The 20,176-nt window shown below is 64.6% G+C and carries 13 protein-coding genes; 2 read left to right on the top strand and 11 right to left on the bottom strand.

What is annotated here, in order from left to right; translation table 11 throughout:
- Positions 1 to 46: 46 nt before the first annotated feature.
- The 3 genes from D7Y15_RS22965 to D7Y15_RS22955 are packed head-to-tail and all read right to left on the bottom strand — an operon-like array spanning position 47 to position 2,603.
- Positions 47 to 727, bottom strand: coding sequence for an RNA ligase family protein (locus D7Y15_RS22965; protein ID WP_121753915.1), 681 nt, complete (start codon positions 725 to 727; stop codon positions 47 to 49).
- Positions 727 to 1,251 (bottom strand): hypothetical protein, encoded by a 525-nt coding sequence (locus D7Y15_RS22960; RefSeq protein ID WP_121753914.1) that lies wholly within the window; start codon positions 1,249 to 1,251, stop codon positions 727 to 729. Before D7Y15_RS22960 ends, D7Y15_RS22965 begins: the two co-directional genes overlap by 1 nt.
- On the bottom strand, positions 1,248 to 2,603 hold the full coding sequence (locus D7Y15_RS22955; RefSeq protein ID WP_121753913.1) for a DUF3696 domain-containing protein: 1,356 nt from the start codon (positions 2,601 to 2,603) through the stop codon (positions 1,248 to 1,250). Before D7Y15_RS22955 ends, D7Y15_RS22960 begins: the two co-directional genes overlap by 4 nt.
- A gap of 356 nt (positions 2,604 to 2,959) precedes the next feature.
- Between D7Y15_RS22955 and D7Y15_RS22950 the strand changes: the two genes are divergently transcribed.
- On the top strand, positions 2,960 to 4,018 hold the full coding sequence (locus D7Y15_RS22950) for a triacylglycerol lipase (protein WP_121753912.1): 1,059 nt from the start codon (positions 2,960 to 2,962) through the stop codon (positions 4,016 to 4,018).
- Between the two features lie 3 nt (positions 4,019 to 4,021).
- Here D7Y15_RS22950 and D7Y15_RS22945 read toward each other — a convergent pair whose 3' ends face one another.
- A complete protein-coding gene (locus tag D7Y15_RS22945) occupies positions 4,022 to 4,333 on the bottom strand; it encodes a serine O-acetyltransferase (RefSeq protein ID WP_233605056.1) in 312 nt (103 codons plus the stop codon).
- Between the two features lie 183 nt (positions 4,334 to 4,516).
- On the opposite strand from D7Y15_RS22945, the gene D7Y15_RS46785 reads away from it, so the two are divergent.
- Positions 4,517 to 5,068, top strand: coding sequence for a TIR domain-containing protein (locus D7Y15_RS46785; protein WP_121753911.1), 552 nt, complete (start codon positions 4,517 to 4,519; stop codon positions 5,066 to 5,068).
- Between the two features lie 165 nt (positions 5,069 to 5,233).
- Here D7Y15_RS46785 and D7Y15_RS44210 read toward each other — a convergent pair whose 3' ends face one another.
- The 7 genes from D7Y15_RS44210 to D7Y15_RS22910 all read right to left on the bottom strand — a co-directional run bounded on the left by D7Y15_RS44210 (position 5,234) and on the right by D7Y15_RS22910 (position 20,166).
- The gene (locus tag D7Y15_RS44210) at positions 5,234 to 7,063 is read right to left on the bottom strand and encodes a hypothetical protein (RefSeq protein WP_233605057.1); all 1,830 of its coding nucleotides are present in this window, start codon (positions 7,061 to 7,063) and stop codon (positions 5,234 to 5,236) included.
- 611 nt (positions 7,064 to 7,674) lie between these two features.
- Complete coding sequence (locus tag D7Y15_RS22935) at positions 7,675 to 10,320, bottom strand: RNA polymerase sigma factor (RefSeq protein ID WP_121753910.1); 2,646 nt, start codon at positions 10,318 to 10,320, stop codon at positions 7,675 to 7,677.
- Between the two features lie 973 nt (positions 10,321 to 11,293).
- Positions 11,294 to 12,268 (bottom strand): MoxR family ATPase, encoded by a 975-nt coding sequence (locus D7Y15_RS22930; protein WP_121753909.1) that lies wholly within the window; start codon positions 12,266 to 12,268, stop codon positions 11,294 to 11,296.
- A 20-nt stretch (positions 12,269 to 12,288) separates the two neighbouring features.
- The gene (locus D7Y15_RS22925; protein ID WP_121753908.1) at positions 12,289 to 13,503 is read right to left on the bottom strand and encodes a toll/interleukin-1 receptor domain-containing protein; all 1,215 of its coding nucleotides are present in this window, start codon (positions 13,501 to 13,503) and stop codon (positions 12,289 to 12,291) included.
- Positions 13,504 to 13,916: 413 nt separating this feature from the next.
- Positions 13,917 to 14,354 carry a serine O-acetyltransferase gene (locus tag D7Y15_RS22920; RefSeq protein WP_121753907.1) on the bottom strand — a complete coding sequence of 146 codons (438 nt, stop codon included), beginning with the start codon at positions 14,352 to 14,354 and terminating at the stop codon, positions 13,917 to 13,919.
- Entirely contained in the window at positions 14,336 to 15,529 is a 1,194-nt protein-coding gene (locus tag D7Y15_RS22915) for a GNAT family N-acetyltransferase (protein WP_199745969.1), read from the bottom strand. Before D7Y15_RS22915 ends, D7Y15_RS22920 begins: the two co-directional genes overlap by 19 nt.
- Positions 15,530 to 15,564: 35 nt before the next feature.
- Entirely contained in the window at positions 15,565 to 20,166 is a 4,602-nt protein-coding gene (locus D7Y15_RS22910; RefSeq protein WP_148712833.1) for a hypothetical protein, read from the bottom strand.
- Between the last annotated feature and the right edge of the window lie 10 nt (positions 20,167 to 20,176).

The following is a 20,176-nucleotide window of genomic DNA, read 5'->3' as shown; positions in this document are numbered from 1 at the left end:
GGCGGGGTGGGTGGCCTGCTGGTGACGCAGTTCCTCGCCCCCAGCGTCATCGCGCAGCCAGGGTATTTCGTTCCAGGGGGCGGGAGGACCAGTGTTCCTCGATGGCCTGGACGAACTCGGGACGGACGATTTTCGCGCGCGCGAGCAGGAAGTCACCCTCGTCACGCCGGAGGTAGAGGCCCTCCATGGGCGCATGGGTGAGGTGCGAGGGGCCGAGCAGGTTCACCACGTCGTCCGCCGTGAGATGCGCGCGCGCGACAGTGGGCACCGCCGCGAGGCCGAGCGAGGCCACGAGGGCGTCTCGTTTCGGGGAAGACCAGAAGCGTCCGGCCCGCTTGTCGTAGACGTCGAAGGCGAGGAACCAGTCGGGCAAGGCGTCGTAGTGCACGCTGTGGACCGCGAAGCACCATTCGCCAAAGAGCATCAAGTGTTGGCCCAGGGTCTCGACAAGTTGCTGGCGCCTTGTCTCCAGCCAGGGCCACAGCGGCTGGAACTGGGGGGATGCTCGGGGACCAAGGTAGGCGCCGCGGTTCTGGGCTCGCAGCCCGCCGTCGGCGCCTACGGAGATGCCGAGGTTCGCCCCGTCGATCTTTTCCTCGATGAGGACCTCGCCATCGAGGAACTCCCGTGCCTCAGGTGGGGAGAGGACCTTGTCATGGCGTACCGGCCTGGAGGAAAGCCAGGCGAGGTGCGGGGTGTGGGGGAACTTGAAGAAGTCGTCAGCCATCACTCCCCACCCTGACGCTCGTGGAGTTCCTCAATGTCCTCGGGGCAGAGAAAGTGGATGCGGACCCCGCAGCGCTCGAACTCTCTCCGCAGTCCCCACCATTTACTGTCCGTTGCCTGGAGGATGGGCGGTCGATCCTCGTGGGCGCAGCTCGCCGCGACGAACTTGCGGTCCGCTGGGTCGAAGCCGGCAAGCGCCTGGTCACGGGGAAACTCCTCGAAGTCGCGGGGATCGTCCTGGCGTGGCGTCAGCGAGACCCGGACGCAGCGATCCGGATTGGCGTGATTGGTCAGGACCCACTTGAGGAAGCGGTCTCCCACGCCTGGCTGGCCCGTGGGAGATAGCTTGTGTTTGTACTCGTTGATGATGAGCCATTTGTCATCAAGGACGATGCGCCCGCTCTGGATGACATCGTTGATCGCCCGGACACAGGCCTGAACGCACGCGGGGCTGACCGTGTTCGCCTTGTTGGCGGTGAGCGGCACATTGGTGTCGACGACGGATGGCGCAGGGGACGCGCTCATTGGGGGGCCTGCTCCTGCTGGCGCTTCATCGCCGCCTCGGTCATCGCCACGAGGTCGCCCATGTCATCGCCGAAGAAGTCCTTCGGCCAGTTGATGATGTTCCCGAATTCGTCAAGCTTCAGCTTCTCGATGCGCGAGCCCTCAGGACCGGGTGAGCAAAAGTAGATGGCTGTCTCCTCCGGCAGCAGTCTCCCTTCCGCGATGCGCCGCTGGATCCGGCGCAGGATGTGCTCGGAGTGGCTCTCGATGATCAGCTGGGTGTTGCGAGGCTGCCCATCCTCACTGGCGTGAATCGCATCGATGAAAACGTCCGCGAGCTCCGACTGTGCCTTTGGATGCAGGTGGAGTTCGGGCTGCTCGAAGAGCAGCGTGGATCCGGGCTCGGTATAGAAACATTGAAGCAATACAGGCATGACCTGGGACACACCGAACCCAACGTCCGGCAAACGAACCGCCATCGGGTTGCCAGCAGTGCGAACAAAGACTTCGTACTCTTTCCGATGGGGGGCGATGGGCCGCACCTCGAAGGAGTCCAGCAGTCCCATGCTGACCAGCCTCTCCGCGATCAACTGCGCAAAAGGACGGGCAGGGTGGTCCTCCACCTGGATTGAGCGCTCATTCGCGGCCAGAAGCGCGGCGACCGCGAGGCTGCCATCATCGCCTACGCTCTCGGGGGCCTCACCTGACCAGAGATAGGTTCTATGTGGGGGCTGTCGCAGTGGGCCCAGATAATGGATTGCGTCCAGTTGGTCTTCGAGTTCGAGCGCAAGGGCGTCGAGGTCGCCGAGGAACTTGTAGTGGGCTTCGGCTTCATGGGGGAAGCCGTAGAAATGAATGGGGGCTGAAAGCGCCTCCTTCGCGGTTCCTTCTTTGGCGAGCCCAATGTTCTCCAGAAGCAGTTCGTACCCTGGTCCATGAGTGCGTCTGGCCATGCCGATGCCCTCCGTGGACCGGTGAGGTGCCTTCAGCCTGTAGATGAACTGCTTGACCTCGATCCTGGTGGACTGTGCGTCTTCCTGGCCAATCAAGGCTTCGAAGGCGACTGTGTCCACCGGTCCTTTCTCCTGCGTCCTCACGCCCCACTCCATGGTGAAGCGGAGAAGCGCGGCAGGATCCTGGCGAAAGAGCATTTCCGGAAAGGTCCCCATGTCGACGGGAGTGTTCTCGTCGCCCAGGTGGAGCACCCGCTTCCGGTCTCGCGACTGTGCTGTTTGCTGCAGCAAGAGGAGGAATTGCTGGATGCTCGTCTTCCCCGAGCTATTCGTCCCGAAGAACATCGTGAGCGGCGCGAGCTGGATGTCGCCCGTGTCCTTCCACGCCTTGAAGTTCTGAATATGGAGCTTCCTGAGCATGCCGCCGGTTCTACCTCACCCCTGCTTCTCCGGTTTCGTGCGGAGCATGGAAGCGTCCATCCGTGCTCAGCTCCGCTTTACTTCCTGGTTCTCCTCTAGCGCTGGCGTGGCTCTCGGGCCGCGCCAACGGGAGTGCGTCGGGTCTTGCGAGCAGAGGAATGCTGGCGGATCAGCGAGCGCGAATCCGTATCCGCGTCGAAGTTAAGCGGTCACCCTCTACGCCGCACCGCGCCACGCGCCCGGAGTCTCGGCTTCTCACGGACTTGGAACGGGCACGCAACTCCCGGCGCCATTTACCGACAATGTAGGCAAGCCTCCCTGCTGCTCAACTCGGCTCCCCCTCCCGAGGTCCCCTCATGGTCCAGGTCACGCGCCCTTCCAGCCTCACGCCGTCCACGCAGACGCGGGCCACGCCGGAAGCCCCTGCCCGGGCCAAGGGCGCGCAGGGCTTCAACGCCATCGTGAAGGGGGACAGCTTCTCGTCGACGGCTCAGGCGGGGTCGCAGCAGGTCAATGCCCTGCGCCTTCCCATCCCCTGGCCCGGCAAGGGCGAGGCGGACAAGATCGGCTGGATCCAGAAGGCGTATCCGCCCGCGAAGGACTCCACCGCGGAGTTCATGAAGCTCAACCAGGCCGTGCGCGCGGGCCAGAACGTGATGCCCCCCGAGGCCAAGAACTGCGTGTTCCTGGCCGTGGGCGGTCTGCTCTCCGAGGCCGCGCCCAAGCAGATCTACTTCGACAAGAACCTGGACGCGCTCGAAGCGCAGGGCCTCCAGGTCGGCCGCGTGCCTGTCGACACCGACATGGGCGTGGAGCACAACGCCGCCATCGTCCGTCAGGCCGTGCTCGAGGCCTCCAAGAACGGCAAGCAGGTGGTGCTCATCGGCCACAGCAAGGGTGGCCTGGACTCCGCGGCGGCCCTGTCGATGTACCCCGAACTCAAGGAGCACGTGCGCGCCCTGGTCACCATCCAGTCGCCCTACGGCGGCTCGCCCATGGCGCAGGACCTGCTGGACAACCCGCTCGTGCGCTACGGCGTGGGCGGCGCTGTCGAGGCGCTCGGCGGCAGCATCCAGGCCGGTGAGGACCTGACGTACGATTCGCGCAAGGAGTTCCTGGCCAAGCATCCGATGCCCGAGGGCATCCCCACCGTCTCCATGGCCTCCACCACCGCGAACCCCACGTCGCCGCTGTTCGCCATGCAGGAGTACATGCACCAGCGCTACGGCGTGAAGTCGGACGGCCTGGTGCTCCCGCAGGACGCGTTCATCCCCGGCTCCAAGTCCGTGACCCTGTCTGGACTGGATCACCTGGATTCGACCGGGACGACGCTCAACCCGTTCAAGCCCTACCAGCCCGAGGACCTGACCCTCTCGCTGGTCGCGATGGCGCTGAAGATGCCCAAGGGCGGCTGAGTTTCACGTCCCCGTGGGCGGGACCTTCTGCTTCAGCTCGCGCGCCGGGATCCCCGCCACGGTGGTCCCCGGCGCCACGTCGTCCAGCACGATGGCGTTGGCGCCAACCTTCGCGCCGTCGCCAATCACCACCGGGCCCAGCACCTGGGCGCCCACGCCGATGTAGACGTCTCGGCCCACGCGAGGCACGCCGACACGACCGGGCAGGGGCTCCAGGCTCACGTTCTGGGAGATGAAGCTGTTCTCTCCAATCTCCACGCCCGGCGCGATGATGACGCCGATGCCTCCGTAGCCCAGCTCCACCGTGGGGTGCATGCAGCACGGCCTTCGTGTCCACGACGAGCGCAGGGACGACGTTCAAATCGACCTTCTCGTCCTTGACTGTTGCCGCATGCTTCTTCGACGCCTCTGCCCTTGCATTTGTTAGAAACTGTTAGTTCGCTTCTTTCTGGCGACTCTCGGACCAGCATCTAGGCGCGAAGAAAGGAGAGGCCTGCAATGAGCCCTAAACGGCGCGTTTTTGTCTCGTTCTATGGCGGTGATGAGGCAGAGGTACTGCAGTTCGTTAGTCGTTGGGCAGACCGATCAGGGGTCTTCACCCCGAGAATCCTTCACGACGCTTATAATGGAGTGTTTGTTGACAGCAATGATACCGAGTACGTCATCGGACGTATCCGGCGAGAGTTCATTGGCGACTCGACGGTAACTATGCTGTTATTGGGAAAGTGTACCCATGGCCGCCGTTATGTTGACTGGGAACTCAAAGCAAGTTTGCGGCAAGGAGCTACCTACTCCCCCAATGGCTTATTAGCCATCAGTCTCCCCTCGGCACCGGAAAGGCTCTACCTTCCGGAGCGCTTCAAGAAGAATTGGGCCTCTGACAATAGCAAGTATGCTCGATGGTACGGTCCACCTAGCTCGGCCGAGCAACTAAGTGGATGGATTGAGGATGCTTATGTCGCCAGAACAAGCCGCGCAGATTTGATTGAGAACGCTCAAGACCGCCTGCTTTACAACAGGAGATGCAGGGTCCATGACGAGACTCACTAGATTGTTTTCGTAAATTAGAGCCAGAGACAAGTCGCGGCGATGAGCCTGATGCTAAGGTTATCGGCGGCGGGCTTTTTATTGCACGTCGCCACTCTGCGGTTCTGCTTCCGTCAGGACTGCCTTTCCGCTTGTTTCTCGGCGGGAGGGTGTCCTACTTGATCCTGTTTACAGTCTGTTCTTGGTTGCTAACTGCCGCAGGCCCTCAAGAATTAGTGCGATGATTTCGGTGACACTCCGAGAAACAAACAGGCGCTTGTTTTCCTCTAGGGTAAGCCCGTTCCCTAGGCCTTTAATTCCTATGTTTTGAAGCGCCAGAATGCGTTCAGACCAGTCGACCAGTGGGATGTTGCGGAGATGATGGGCTCTTACTGCTGTCTCGTAGTGTTCTCGGAGTGCTTGTCGCTCCCTGCCCTCGTCTTGGAAGGTTTGTGTGAGTTCCTTCGGTGCTCCGCCTTCAAGCGCATCAATGATTCGCCGTGTGATCCCTCCAAAACCGCCTACGAGGAAGACTGGTTTCCTCAATACGACAAATGTCTCGAATTCTTCCAGGAGCCCTGGCCAAGGCGAGACAGACCTGAGCGGCCCACCGACCAAGACCCGTGCGTGACACTCCTTAGCCATTGCTAGACGCATTGCACGAGTACACAGCGTCCACGCAAAACGGTGCTCAGGATCGGGATCATTTGGAGGCCACTCAGGGTTCGTTGCGCCAGCCGCATCGGGAGCGGCGATCTCATGAAGGCGAAATGCTCGCGGCAGCTTGGCACGCGTTTCTTGGCTGAGCTTTGCGGCCGTGGGCCATCCGGCGTACCAGTGCACAATCCCTCGAGGGAGCGGTCGGCCGGCATCGGCAGAACTTGTGGCTAGGTCGATGAGTTTCTCGGTGTAGCCGCCTGCACGAACGTCTCCACCGTATGCCAACTCAGCGCCCGCCGAAATCAAGTGGGTTGCGAGTTGAGCCCATAGTCGTTCCTGAACAACTTTGCTCAGCCCGGTGATTTTCCGGTCGTCTTCAGGCGGATCAGAAATTGAGATGGCAATCCGGTATCCAACAAGAGGGACACTACCCGCATAGCACCCAGAGAGCGCTTGAGCCGCGCTTGCCAATTGTAGGTCTGGGCGCTGGCGTCTGATGAGATCGAGTTCAAACCGCGGGAGTGGAGGATCCGTGTGGAGCAGGAGCGTTTGGCCACGGCGGGAAATGTCCGGAAGGGTGGCCAACTCTGGTGGGCGGGCAGTCAGTTTGACTCGGGACACCGATTTGAGAGCAACCTCTCGAATCTCGCTAAGCCGTGCCTCATCATGCGCCAATCGCAACTGCTCAAGCAGAGCTGTGGCTACGATGCGGGCATGAATCAATGTGTCCTTGCCGGGATCTATGCTGTTGGTTTCCCATCGTACGGTCGGATTTTTGCCAATGTATGCTAAGCTAATGGGCTCGCCCTGCTCAAGCGCGTCCACCACAACTACCGGTCTGTGCAGTTCCTTCGCCGTTGTGACCTCCATCCCGCACCAGAAACGGCTTGAGAAGATGTCAGTAAGCAGTACAACAACCACCGACTCTCGGATGGCTCGCTTCAGGACAAACTCGAAGTCTTCGCCTGCGGTGATGTCTACTTCGTCGAAGAATCGCTCACCCGCCGGCCTTTGGTCAATGAACTGCTTGAGCCCGAGCGCCAAGTCTCGTCCACTTATCGTGCCACGCTTCGCCTTTGCATGGCTGATGAAGAGGCGCACCCGTCCATTTCGGCCACGATGAGCAAACCAGCGCGCTAGGGTGTGTGTCACGAGGAGACGGAGCGAGTCACTTTGCTCTGCCTCAGCTATCCGATCGAGCCGGATGGCATTGGTCGCGCCATACGCCGCGCCAAGATTTGCGAAGTGTGGCGTCACTGTGCAGATCAGAAGAAGGTCGCCTTTCCGCTTGGCGCTTGCCTGCACTTCGCACCAGTTACGCCATTCCTCACTGGCGACCATCGCGGAGTCAACCAGCACGAGCAAGGCTGTTCGTGCCGCCTCTCTCCATGCGACCCGAGGAGGAAGCGACGCAGCAGTTCCTGGGAACGTCAGAACAGGAATGTTAGGCTCTGATATTGCATAGTAATCCGCATCGCCGCTGAGCCACGTCTGCAGTTGATGGGCCCACTCGGCTCCGCGGGTGAACTCAGCTGCCCATACAATATGGACCATCATTGGGGGTCGGTAGAGTCGCATTCAGCCGGTTTACGCTGCCTTAAGAAGAAAGGCCACCGGTCCCACTCCGCTTTTGTAATGTTCCACGGCGCTTTCGCTTCAGGCGCGAAAGTGTGGTCATTGCTGCTCCCTCAAACTCGGGCGGAGATGGGGCTGGAGGGGGAACAAGGTTGTCACAGAGGGTGTGGAAACGATAAAGGCGACGTACTGAACCCTGGTGAGGGCCACCGAAGCGAGGCCGGGTTGCCTCCCGGCCTCAAGGGAACGATGGAGAAGGGTACGCAGAAATAGATTGCGGTTTGAGCGCTGGAGGACCTGGGCCGAGAGCAGATTCAGCCCTGGCTGTAGCGGATGTTAAAGGGGGGAGTTGACGGCCTTGTGATCCACCTCTCCAGGACGCAGCCCCTTCCGCATCAAGAGAGATTGGAGTCCTCTTCTCCGACACGCGACAGGCGCTTCATGAGACGATCCCGGTAACGCTTCACTTCGCGTCGGAGTTCCTCTTTGGGGAGTCCCTTGAGCCCCATTGCCTCCGCAAAAGTCTCGGTGGAATTCTCTCCTTCGAGAAACAACCGCAGTGTGGCAATGTCCTTCGCGTCGCTCAATGTCCCCCTCGACACCAGTGTTTTCATGATGGCCTCCGCCTCCGCTGAGGAATCCATCCTCCCCTTAGGGTTTCCCGCCTGGATTGCAGCAATATCAACGTAGTGCTGTTCACGCTGGAGGCGGGCGGACTCAGACCGCATCCTATCCTGAGCAACGCGCCTTGCTATCTGGAAGAGGTATGTCTCAAGGCTAGCCTTCGCCGGGTCATGGCGTTCAGGCGCTCGGAGATAGGCGAAGATGGCATCAATAGCTGCATCAGAGGCAGTCTCTTCGCTGCATGGGACGCTGCGTCCCAGTCTGCGCACAATTAATCCCATGTATTTTCCAAAAACATCAATCGGCGCTGGGGCGGCCGTTCGCTGAGCTCCTTCCTTTGCATCGCGTCTTTTTGGGGACCCTCGACTGCGCGTTCCCGGCTGCTTGTGGACCGCTACCACTGCAATCTCTTCGATGCCGGACAGGTAAACGCTGGTGATCATTTCCACACCATCTTCAGGCACCTCAGTGACGACTCCGATGCGCGCGAGGACCTTTAGTGACACAATCGCTTCAACTTCCTCATCACCTTTCCGGCCCGGCGTACTGGAGTCATCAATCCTGAGCGTGAGCTGGACCTTGTCCAGGTCTATGGTTGCGTCGCAGGCCGCTGTGTTCTCCAGTTCCAGACTTCGCAAGTCCAGCGAAAGGCGAGCGTGCTTCCCCTCTCCCATGTCAGAGATGGTTGCCTTTCGTGTACCAGCAGGCAGGAGCCGACTCGCGACCTTCGAACCCAACAATAATGGAGGGAGCTGCGATAGAACCAAGGAGTCAATGTCGCTTTGATTCCGGATGAGCTCTCGCAGTTCGTCGAGCCGGGCTTCCAGACCCGCGTGCCTCGCGGCTTCTTCGGACGCATCGGCATCGAATGCGGAGTCCTCTTCCCGCGGGGGCGTGGGAGCAATTGGAACAACGAGAGCAGGATGCGGTTGGGAGGGCGTTTGGTGCAGCGCGGAGCGCTCCCGGATGAGCTTGCTCCCACTTCCCAGGCGCACCTGCTGTCCGTCCCACCCGTTGAAATGGCCCACCAGGAAAAGTCCGCCCATGAAAAGAGGGGCGCCAATGGGCGGCCGATCGTGCGATGCCGAAGCCCGTGTGGCGCGGAAGGTCTGTTCATGGTGTGGCGCGTCAGGCTCGACGGTGCCCTCGAACCACACAGGGCCATCCGCGGACATCGCGTAGGCAACCCAGGTGGTCACGGGGCTTGGTACCGGGTCGTTGGGAGCGATGAAGGGGATACCCGTAGGAGCGTGAGCCGCAGATGTTCCTTCGAGCAGTTCGAGCAGAGCGTAGCCCGCTTCGGTGTCCTTCTCGCGCAATGTGGCCCACCACCGCTCGCCGTTCCAATCAACTTCGATACGTGCTCCAGGTCTTTCGTTCGGGAATGCGCTCGCCGCAGTGAGCATGGCAGAGGAATCAATGAAATATGCGGTCGTGGGCTGCTCTCGATCCGGAAGCCGTGCACAGGACTGCCAGACGGCCGGGTCCAGATAGCGAGGCAGCTCTGGCTCTTCGCCAGGGACTGGTGTCACGACTTCGAACTCGTCCCCGGCAACCGTGCGCACCTGCAGCGCAGTGATCTTGGCGGGAATGGGGACGCGTGCTCCATCCCCCGCCTCAATGAGCCGACGCTGTTCCTGGCCCTCCTGGAGCCAGACCACTTCCAGCAGGAGTGGTCGGGTGTCCGGCACAAGAAGAGCGTGCCCGCGATCGCCGTCCAGCCCGTGGAGGAAGGTGAGGCCCGTCGAATCCCATTCCATTCGCAGGCCGAACAACGACTCACGGTCAGGCCCGGGCAGCAGCCAGCGAACATCTTGCGACGGCATTGACACGGAACCACCGGGGAATGCGCGGAGCCCCAGCCGTACGGCGGCACCGAAGGTGAGCAGGCGTGCCGTCTCCATCTCTCGCACCAGGGCCGGGAGACGGGGGAGCGCCCGCAGGGCCCAGCGTGCAACTCCCAGTCCCTGGGCCGTGTCGTGAAGCATTGTGCGCAGGACGGTTCGCAGAGCGCTCTCGATATCCCCCAGCGCGTTCGGGCCGCGTGCGTGGGCCAGCCATGTCACCCGTTCCTCCACGGCGATGATGGGCGGCACGTGGGCGTGCAGCCTCTGGATGAGTGCCCAGGCGCGCTCGGCGCGATCACGCTCCTCGAACAGCGCGTCTCGCAGCAGTGCCGCGATAGCGGGGCTGAGCACGAATGCCCGTGCGCTCCAGGACTCAACCAGAGGACTGAACCAGAGGTCCGCCTCCGCGCCTGCGTCCAGATCGGGCGCCAGATGGAGACGGGCCTCCCGCAGCAACCCGTGCTCGATGCGCGTGGCCAGGCACACCAGTTCGGCGAGCCGTACCGCCTCGGGCCGCTGCTGCCGGAAGCGCGCCAGCAGTTCCTCCGCTCGCGTTGCAGGAAGGCTCATTGCGGTGTGCTCCTGAGACGTCCTCCACGGCGGGAGCGGACATCGCCCGCCGAGGTCCCCCGAGCCCAATGCAAGAAGTACAGGTGCTCTCGAAGCAAGTGGGGCCAACGCGCCGGCCCATAGGGCAACAGAACCACGGGGGAGCACCCGGCCCGCCCGGCATGTCTAGCGAACCGGATCCATTCCGCCACATAGGCCTTGTGGGGCGACGAGGTCGGCCCTCCCAGGCCCAAGTCTGAAAGGACCAACAGCGGCGTGCCTCGGGCGGGAGGCCGCCAGGCGACTTCGTTCACGGAGCCAGCGGAACTGACCCGGCGCAGGGGGCTTCCCGTGAAGTAGCAGACCTCTGTTCGGCCCTGACCCACCGTTTGACGAACGCCCTCGACCAGGGCGCGCACATCTGGATCAAACGGAATCATCCCTTCTCCCAGGTCGACCAGGACCTGCACGCCCCGCCGGAGCGTGGGGCGGCTCCGCCGAGGCAGCTTGGTGACGGGAACGGCACGAGCAATGGCCTCAAGTAGCGGCTTGATGACGATGTGGCCTTCCATTACCCGGGTGGAGAGGGCCGAAGAAAGGATGGCGGTGCGCCTGCGAGGTTCGATCAGCGGGGGCACCGGGATTGGCACCGGGGCGGGTTCGGGAGGAAGTCTTGCTCCCTCAAGACTCCAGGCAGGGGGACTGGAGGAGGCAGCCCCCTGCCGCCGGACCACGCGAGTGTTCAAGCGCGGTTGGGACTCCGTGGCCTTGGGCGATGGTGGCGCAGGGATTCCAGTTGGCTGGTCCCTGCGAGGCACCATCTCGTCAAGGCGCCACGAAGTGTCAGCGGAGTTCGGAATGTCTGCGGCCCAGGAGCCCTCCTTCACGCTTAGGTGGAGCATGGGCAGGAGCGCATCGAGGGTCTCCGTCCCATGGGGCGAAAGCGCATCGAGCACCTCCAGGAGCTCCGAGAGGTACACTTGTCCGCGCTGGCTCAGAATGCCTCCGGCTCAGGCGCAGCGGGCCGGAACTTGGACAGCACGAGGGTCGAGAGGTCAGTCCAGGCGGGAGAACCCGGACGGAGCCCAAGGCGGAGACACGCGGCTACCGCGTTGATGTACTCCGCAGTACTTGGGGGACGAGCGCCCTCCTTCTCTGCCCTGGCGCGGTCCGCCTCCACCTGGTCGGCGACCTCGGCGAAGAGCTTCGGATCCTCGCCTGGAAAGTGTTCCCTGGCGATATCGATCAACCGCTCCCGTCCATGCTGCTTGAGCGTCAACAGGACGCAACGGCGGACGAAGGCGGGTGAAAGCTCACGCTCGTCGTTGCTGGTAATGACGAGCAGCATCCGACGGCCTGTCTCCCGGGTGATGACTTTTTGGATGTCGGTCACTTCGAAAGTGCTATCCCCCAGAGGGCCCAGCAGGTCATTGGGGATGTCCGGATCCGCCTTGTCGATTTCATCGAGCAGGACCACTGCGTGTCGCTCCGGTGCCTTTTCCGCGAGGTCCTTCGCTCTCGGGATGTCCCGTGCAGCCTTACCACCCCGGCGCGCGGCACTGGCCGGACTGAGGGCCCACCACAGGAGCTGAGGCTGGACATACACCACGTCGTTCTTGAGCCGGCTGCCTGCCTGCGCGTCCCGCAGTCTGCGTACCGCATCGAAGGTCCAGAGCAGGTCCTGGGCCTGGGTTCGCGATGTGATGACCCTCTGGTAGAAACGCCAGCCTAGGTGGTGCGCGATGTGCTGAGCGAGCGAGGACTTGCCAGTCCCCGGAGGCCCCATTACCAGCAACGGACGCTCCGTAGCGAGTGCCGCATTCACCGCGAGGATAATGTCACTCGAATACACGTACACCCGGCTGGTCCGGGGAGCAGGTTCATTAGCCTGGGCACGCTTGGTGGGCGGCTGGCGCAACGGCGTCCGTGGGTCGAAGAGCTTCGGCTCGAAGTCAAGCTTCAGGTCCATAGGATATATCCGGTTCCAGCTCAGTTCTTGGCGATAAGGGCCAGGGCGTCGTCGAAAGCCCGTTGCGCTTTGTCCTCGTCATCAAGGTCAACTGCCGGCTGAAGATGGAGCAACTCGGTGTATCCCTCCGCCGTGAGGTCCGGCAGCGTTTCGCCCGTCCCCAGGATGAAGGTCATTCGGGAAAAGCGTTTCCGAAGCTGGGCCAATCCCTGGCAGTCAATCATGTTCCGGTCAGGCAGGAGCACCAAGACGGCATTCTCCGTCTGGCGCAGCCATTTGTCGGGGTTGTGGGCATTGTAGCGGCGAGCGCCCTCGAGAATCGATTCTTCGATGTGCCGCAATGTGTCCGTCCCCGCGCCGCCTTCCACAGGGATGAGATGCCACCGCGAGGTGGGATAGAAGGCCCTGCGGACATAGGCGTTCACGGTGAACCTCTGCAGGTGCGCTCCATTGATGGCCACAGACCAACAGGTGGGGCTCTTCCGAGTGGCGGCTGCGAGGAGGTCTGCCGCCTCTTCACGCACCCAGAAGGCAGAGAGCAGATTGCAGAGGTGGGCTTTTTTCTCAGCGCCAAGGACTATTCCGAGCGCATCAACGATGTGGTCCACCTTGTGGACGTGCATGATGAGGAAGCGCCGTGCCAGGGTCCGAGCCAATGCCGTGCCGTGCTGACTTCCCGGACGCCATGGCGGGAGGTCCATTCCCAACCGCTGGAAGATTCTCTTGAACGCGAGTTCTGAAATGGATGACAGCGGCTCGGCGATTTCATCCGCCACCTCATCCAATACAGACTGTTTTGAGGGTAGGGGTGACCCGAGCACCTCCCGAATTCGGGTAGCGCTCCCGGCCGCAGTCGCCTCCTCGATGATCTGGAGGTCATCGAGCCTGAGGAGATCGTGACGCTCGGACTTGAGGAAGGTCTCCTTCGTGACTCCGGAGATCATCACGGGAACGAGCTTCAGCTGGGGATCGAACCGCCTTCTCCACTGAAGGATGCGGCTCTCGGTAAACACCCAATCGGACTTGAGCGCATCCGGTGAGAAGAGAATCACCGCAGCGCCGCACTCATTCATCCACAGATCGATCTCGGCGTTCCAGTCCACACCCGCCTGGATGCGACGGTCGAGCCGCACCTGGAACCCCTGCTGGTCGAGCACCCTCCCGAGCTCCTCGACATCATCCAGAGCCGCTTGCGTCTTGGAGCTATGGCTTAGGAAGACGATGTTGTTCATCATCGGGTGCGGGACGTCGGCGGGACAATGCCAGAGACCGGCGGGACCTTGCCACTAGAACCGTCGGGGCGCATTTTACCAGGAATGCGGCAGGCCAGACGCAACGGGTCGCATGACGCCCGGGATGATGTGATCGGGCTAGGTGTCCAATGAGACCCGATACGGTCCTATCTAGATCCGCCGCAATTCCAGACACACCTCGCCGGGGTAGCCCCCCTGGATAGAGGCGCCGCGCTCAGAACGCGGAGGTTGCAGGTTCGATTTTCGCCTCAGATCCCTTTTCGGTGAGGAAGAAGGTCGGTCACCTGCGGGCTTGAACAAGAGGACGCGGCTATGGGGCCGGAATAAGCAGAACTGGTGCAGTGCTGATTCGCATTCGGACTTTGTTCCCTTGATATTGCCGCGACTGCGCTTGATCACGTCCCCGTGGGCGGGACCTTCTGCTTCAGCTCACGCGCCGGGATCCCCGCCACGGTGGTCCCCGGCGCCACGTCGTCCAGCACGATGGCGTTGGCGCCAACCTTCGCGCCGTCGCCAATCACCACGGGCCCCAGAATCTGCGCGCCCACGCCGATGTAGACGTCGCGGCCCACGCGAGGCACGCCGACACGGCCGGGCAGGGGTTCCAGGCTCACGTTCTGGGAGATGAAGCTGTTCTCTCCAATCTCCACACCCGGCGCGATGATGACGCCGATGCCTCCGTAGCCCAGCTCCACCGTGGGGTGCAGCACGGCCTTCGTGTCCACGTGGCTGTTGTGGAGGCGGTTGCCCACCGTGGCCACCATGTTCGCGAGCCTCGGGAGCGCCTGGAGCCGCTTCGCGGCCCGGTAGAACGTCAGCGCCGTCGGACCCATCTGCCCACCATCCTTTTCGCCACCGGAGCCCAGCGGAACTTCGAGCGTTGCAGCGTCTGCCCCATCCACGTGTCCCGGTAGATGAACAGCCAGTGGTGCTGCCGGACCTGCTCCGCCCACTCGCGCTTGTAGGGAGCATCATCTCCCAACAAGTCCAGCTCGCCCAGGCCCCTTCCGATGCAGTCCTGAATCAGGTTCTCCGTCAGCAGGTGACCCGGACTGACCTCCGCCAACGACTCATCGTAGCCCGGCTTCATCGCCAGATAGCGACCGCCGTATTCCAGCCCGTACTGGAACGCGATGGGACGTGAGTCCAGTCTCAGGAAATACAACCCCAGCCAGCCGCGCTCCGCCGCCGTGTGCGCGAGCCCCGTATAGAAACCCCGACGGTGCCGCGCCTGCGCGATGGCCGTGCCCTCCCTCGCCTTCCAGCCGCTCTGTTCCAGTGCGAAGGCCTCCTCCAGCTTCGACCCCAGGCCCTCCACTTCGGCCACGCGCTCCACCTCCACGCGGCCCTTCTCCTCCAGGCGCCTGCGCCTTCTGCGCAGCGGCTTCGCGTTGCTCCGGCCCTTCGTCCACGCTGCCACCGTGGAGGGCAACACCAGGTAGGGCGAGCGCGAGCTCGGCCATGCGCCCCAGGGCATCCCCGCGCCCCTCGCCGCGTTGAGCAGCTCCCAGGCCGCGCCGCCCTCCGGCACGTCCGACAGCCGGAGCACCTCCCAGCTCGGGTCGCCCATCAGATGCGACAGGAAGGCCACCGCGGCGCGCTTGGGCTCCTCCGCCACCAGGTCGAAGCGGCACGAGTGCTTGTTCGTCAGCGACGACAACTGCCGCACCGGCACGCCGTACTGGTGGCCCAGCTCCTCCTGCAGCCCCAGCACCGCCACCAGCACGCCCAGCGCGTTCCTCGCCGTGAGGATGCGCAGGGCCACATTGGGCGCGAAGTGCTGAAGCCAGCAGCGCACGAACTCGTGCCGGTGGAACACCTGGTCGTCCACGCGCTTCACCAGCGCGTTCCACTCCACCTCCATTGCATCGAAGGCCGCGAGACTCCGGACCTCCTCCACGCACAGGGGCTCCACGCGCCCGTGCGTCATGGGCTCCACCGCATTGAGGCGGGGGAGGGAAGGGACGCGTTCCCCGAGCACCGCGTCCGTGATGGGACTCTCCTCCATGAACATCGCTCCTCGGGTCTCTTGCTCGGGGGGACTCAGGACAGCGGCTCGCCTGCGTCATCCGCCGCTTCGGGTCCCAGCACTTCCGGTCCCTGTTTCTTCAGCGGCTCGTCACGCAGCAGCACAGGGCCCTCGGTCTTCGTCAGCGCGCGGGTGTCCATGGGGACGTGGTGCACCTGCACCGGGACCTTGGTGCTGGGGAACTCCACCGTCGCCTTGAACACCGCCTCCGCGGCGGACGGCATGACGGGCGTGGGCGCCTCCACCACCGGGACCCGCTTCGGCTGCTTCTTGAGGCCGCGGAAGAGCCAGCCGCCCTTCTGGCGCTCGTACAGCTTGCGCGTCTCCACCGCCGCGCGTGCATGAGACACGCGGCCCGTCTCCAGGTCCTCCAGCAACATCTCGCTCAGCCAGCGGCGCGTCACGCTGTCCAGGTAGTCGAAGACCTTCTCCAGCTTGCGCACCACCACCTGCGTCGCTCCGCCCTCAGCCGTGTGCGTCAGCGCCGAAATCTTCAACTCGTGCCGCGCCCTCGCGCGCTCCGCCAGCTTGCGCAGCCGGTCCGCCTCATCCGGCGACGCGGCCTTGCCGACGAGTCCCGGCAGCACCGTGCGCGCCAGGCCCGCGTCCACGAAGCCCGAGTCGTCGAACGTCTCCAGCGACTCCAGCGCCCGCCGCCGCGCCTCCACCGACGTGCCCTCCAGCGCCTTCAGCGCCGTCGTCACCCGGTCCAGCGCCATCCAGCGGTACACCCAATCCAGGCCCGTGCCCTTGATGTTCTGCGCGCCCATGATGCTCACCTGCATCCCGGGCGCCACCGCGCGAGCGCACGTGTCCACCACCTGGTCGCCCGTCGCCTGCGAGTCGGACACCGGCACCAGCTGCTCCAGCATCATGGCCTTGTACGCGTCGCGGAACTTCGCGTGGAACGCCTTCACGCGGCCCTGCGCATCCGCTTCACCCCGGGGCAGCAGCGCCTTCAGCCGCGCGTGCACCGCCATGCGCGCCAGGAGATACAGCGCGTGTTCGCGCACCTCGTCCTTCGTCGCGGCCGTCAGCACCTCCGGCAGCGTCTGCGGCTGAGTGCGCGACACCGGAGACAGCGCCTCGTCGATGAGCGGGCCCACCTCACGCTCCAGCGAGCGGCGCACCTTCTCCACGCCCACGTCGTCGTCTCCGCCCTCCAGCGCCTTCTCCACCGCGGCCGTCAGCGCCAGCGTGTGAGCCGCCTGGAGCCCCGCGCCGGCCGCGTACCGCTCCAGCCGGTCCAGGAACGTCGCCTTCGTGGGACGCGGCACCTTCAGCTTCGCCAACTCCTTCGCGAGCCTCGCCTCCGCGCGGGCCTGACCCTCGGGGCTTGCGACCTCCTCCTCCGCGACGACCTCCGTACTCATGAGGTGCCGATCCAACGCGCCGCGCACGTACTTCTGGAGACCCTCCAGGTTCGTGCCGATGAGCACGTGCCGGTCCGCGGGCGCGTCCTCCACCATGATGCGCGCGAACACCTCCGAGCGCGACACGCGGTCCCAGCGGTTGTTGATGACGGTGATGACCGCGCGCTCCGGGTTCGCTTCAGGATCCACGTCGCCCAGGCCCGTGCGGATCCAGTTGTTCATGAAGCCCGTGCGCTCGTTCGCCGAGTGCCCGTTGATGAACTGGAGTTGCCGCCCGCGCACCTTCGCCGGCGGGAAGACCTTCAGCACGCCGATTTCGGGCTGCACGTGCTCGGCCATCAACGCCAGCGCGTACGGCCGCGACACGCCGAGCTGCTCCGCCAGCGTCGCCACCAGCGCCATGTTGCGCGGGTGTTCGCGGTAGGGGAACAGGGCGAGGAACTCCTCGGGAATCAGCTCCGCTTCCCACCACGCGCTGTGCAGGAGCGTGGTGTCCTTCTCCTGCGCCGCCTGCTTGAAGAGCGGGAGGAAGTGGTCCTCCGTCGTCACCACCCGGCCGCCCTTGGGCATGAAGTTGGTGATGACCGACGCGACATTGATGCCCGCCGGGCCCTGGATGTCCTCATGGTCCGGATAGGCGTTGGTCAGCGTGGCGAAGTCGTCCTTCATCCAGTCGTTCTGGAGCAGCTCGACGAAGTTGGGCTGCAGCGCCATGCACTCCCAGAGGAACACCTCCGTGCCCAGGCGCGCGCCCAGCTCCACCATGTCCTTCTGTTCCCAGATGGTGGCCTTGTCGTAGGGACGGAAGATGAAGAACTCGGACGGCCCGGCGCCCGGGGCGCTGTGCACGAACATCGCCTCCGAGCCCGTCGTCTTCGCGAACACCTCGAAGCCCATGCCGGAGAAGAGCGCCGCCTTCAGGCGCTCCGTGCCGGACTTGCCGCGCGTGCCCCAGCCGCCGATGACGAGCGGAATCTTCTCCCGGGACTTCCGCACGCTCTGGCGCTTCACGTACGTGTCGCCCAGGAAGACGGAGAAGAGCGCCGCGGTGAAGAGGCCCAGCGCCGCGATGCCGTTGCCTCCCATGCCGAGGAAGTAGCCCTCGTTCTCCATGATGCGCTCGGTGAGGAGCGCCAGGAATCCGCTCTGCAGGCCCAACAGCGCGGGCGTGTGCAGCGTGGACGTGGGCTTCGGCGCGGCCTCCGGCTCGTGGAAGAGCGTGGCGAGCGGAGAAGGGATCTGCTTGTGCTGACCGTACGGCGTGAAGCGCACCTGGACGCCCAGGTCGCGCTCCACCTGCTCCACGAAGCGGCGGCGCTCGCGGGGCTCCTCGCCTCCCAGTGAGTCCAGCCGCAGCGTCGCGAGCCGACGGTAGTCCTTCGACACCTTCAGTCGGTTCGTCAGCCGGCGCAGGCGCGAGGCAGGCGGCACCAGCACCGTCTCGCCGTGGCTGCTGAACAGGTGCACCTTGCCGTCCTTCGACAGCGGCAGGTCCAGCAGGTCGTCCACCGTGGGCAGGTGACGGCCCCAGCTGCCCTGGCTCGCCACGTGGACGCGCTCGCCGGGGACCAGCGTCTCCGTGATTTCGTCCAGGTGGCCCGGGTGCGCGCGCAGCGTGCCGGACATCACGCGGCCGGTGGTGTGCAGGAACGCCTGGCGCTTGTTCGGCGCGGGGCGGCCCAGCTCGTGCCACACGCGCCACAGGCGGCGCTCCTGCCTGTCGCCGTGCCACAGCGTCAGCGTCTTGTCCGTGCGCTCCGCGTACAGGCCGTGCCCGTCCTGCGACAGGTCCGCGAGGATGGCGCCCAACCACGCGGGGCCCTCCGGCATCGGCGGCAGGTTCTCCGGCGCGGGCTGGAGCGGAATGCGCGTGCGGCTGCCCGGGCGAAGCTTGGAGACGCGGCCCGCGAGGAACACCGTCCACGCCTGGCGCACCGGGTCCTTCACCCGGCGCAGCACCTGCGCGGCGGCGGCGGCGGCCTCCACCACCGGCCCCGTGGCGCCCGGCTGCGTCGCCAGGGATTCCACCGCGTCCAGCAGCGCCGCGTGCGCGGGGCCCAGTCCGGCGGCCCCCAGCGCTTCCGCCAACGCGGCGGCGCGTTCGCACGACACGCGCAGGACCAGCGGCGCGGTGTCACGGCCGAGCACGTCCACCAGCACCTGGAGCGCTTGTCCCTTCACCTTCGGCGACGCGAGCGCCGCGTCCACCGCGGCCAGCACGGCGGCGGTGCGCACGCGTGGACTCGGCTCCGACAGAGTGGGTCCCGCGACGGCCGGCACCTGCTCCAGCCCCGCCAGACGGCGCAGCAGTGGTTGCCCCTCCGGACGCTGCGCGATGAGGGCGCACAGGCCCATGCGCACGTATTCGCTCGGGTCGTGGTGCGCGACCTCGGTGAGCAGCGGCACGCGGTGCTCTTCCGACAGCAGCGGCGCGCATTGCTCCAGCACCTGTCGGCGGAAGAGGAAGTCCCTCTCCGACGGAGCCTTCGCACGCAGACGCTGGCGCAGCAGGGTGATGCCCTCGAGCACGTCCACCGTGAGCAGCGCGCGCAGGGCCTCCGCCTGGAAGAACGGACTCACGTCCTCCTGGCCCGCGAGGCTCGTCAGCGTGGGGCCCACTTCGGGCAGCGACGCGGCGACTCCCGGCACCGTCTGCGCGAGCTGCCGGAAGGCCTCCAGCGCGGCGGAGCGGTTCTGCGCCCGGGGCGCGTCCACGGCGCGGTCCAGCAGCTGCCTCGCCAGTGGCACCGCGGCGGGTTGCAGCTCCTGCGCGTGGGTCTTTTCCAGCACGCCCGTCAGCGCACGGAGCGCCGTCTCTTCTTCGATCAGCAGCTTGTGGCGGCGCTTCTCCAGCCGCTCGCGCAGGGCATCGAAGCCCATCCACCGGTCCAGGGCGCGCAGATCCTCCTTGCGGTCCTTGCGGTCCTTCACCGTGGCCTTGATGTGATCCACCAGCACCTGGCGGCGGGCGGCGTCATCCAGCGCCTCGTTGTGCTGACGCGTGAACTGGACGATCTCCGCGTGGACCGCGGACAGCTCCGTCTCCAGGGCCTCCAGGGCGACGCCCAGCCACGGGGCCAGTCCCTCCAGGCCCGCGGGGCGAGGGCACGACTCCACCAGCCGCTGGGACAGGACCTCGACCTGGGCCCCGCGCACTCGACGGTGCAGCGGGGGCAGGGCTTCCAGCAGTTGGGACTCGAGAGGTTCGTTCGCCAGGTGCATGTCGCGGCCAGAGCTATTCATTGCTTGAGAA

It is taken from the genome of Corallococcus sp. AB030, assembly GCF_003668965.1.
Lineage (GTDB): Bacteria > Myxococcota > Myxococcia > Myxococcales > Myxococcaceae > Corallococcus > Corallococcus exiguus.
Note: the sequence above shows the minus strand (reverse complement) of the source record. Positions and strands in the feature narration are given on the sequence as shown.